The sequence below is a fragment of the Mesorhizobium sp. M7A.F.Ca.ET.027.03.2.1 genome (assembly GCF_003999175.1).
In the GTDB taxonomy this organism is placed as follows: Bacteria; Pseudomonadota; Alphaproteobacteria; order Rhizobiales; family Rhizobiaceae; genus Mesorhizobium.
In genome coordinates this window covers 1-792 of the sequence record NZ_RZOM01001648.1, presented here as the reverse complement: position 1 = coordinate 792, position 792 = coordinate 1, and the positions used below count along the sequence as shown (strand labels likewise).

The window sequence follows — 792 nt, the reverse complement described above, 5'->3', positions numbered from 1 at the left end:
GTCGGAAAGAAATTGACCCAGCGCTTGCCCGACGGCCCGGGCTGTTCCGTCGACATCTTTCGCCGGCGGCGTGACGATCACTTCATCTAGATTGAGCGCGGCTTCCAGCTCGGATGCCAACTCCAACTCGCTTGCGGCCTGCTTCACCCAGATCTGGATTTCGCCCCGCTTCAGCGCCTCGTCGAGGAGCTTAACGATTGTGCTGCGGCTGACACCAAGTTTCGCGGCGACTTCGTTTTGCGTAAGCTTCTGATTATAATAAAGAAAAGCTGCTTTCAACCTGAGGCTTTCAGCGTCCAGCAAGCTGGTGTGGGGCATCCTTGTCAGTTTAGTCATCCAATCCGCCCCTCCGAAAATTATCGGCAGCCCATCATCCTACCAATTTGGATAAACGTTGCGCCCACGATAAGAACGGCGTCCAAATCCATTCACGGATATTCGAATAAAGCATCTCTAGACGTGGCGTTTCACCCTTAACTGGCACGGCTAGCCTCCGCAATAGCTTGCGGTGCTTGGCGTCTCATCCGGTCCCGTTTAACTGCCTTCGTCGTATCCAGCCAGGCTGATTTCTCTGCGCCACGGCGGGTCACTTCCGCGATGCTCGCAGGCGAGACTTGCAACATGTGCGGCAAACTCGAGAGCTTTGCGAGCCCGGTCATCCGTCAAGGCACCGATGCTATTGCGATTCAAGTCGCCGCTCTGCTGCAGATGGGTAAGAAAGCCTGCAATGAGTGCGTCTCCGGCTCCCACGGTATCAACAACCCTTGCAGGGCGTGCTGGAACTTCAACGAC

At 55.8% G+C, this 792-nt stretch carries 2 protein-coding genes; both read right to left on the bottom strand.

Going from position 1 to position 792, the window contains the following annotated elements; genetic code table 11:
• Positions 1 to 336, bottom strand: a 336-nt coding sequence (locus tag EN750_RS37075; protein WP_127399462.1) for a sigma factor-like helix-turn-helix DNA-binding protein, incomplete at its 3' end; no start/stop codon positions are given.
• 198 nt (positions 337 to 534) lie between these two features.
• On the bottom strand, positions 535 to 792 hold a 258-nt coding region (locus tag EN750_RS37070), incomplete at its 5' end, for a PfkB family carbohydrate kinase (protein WP_281062388.1).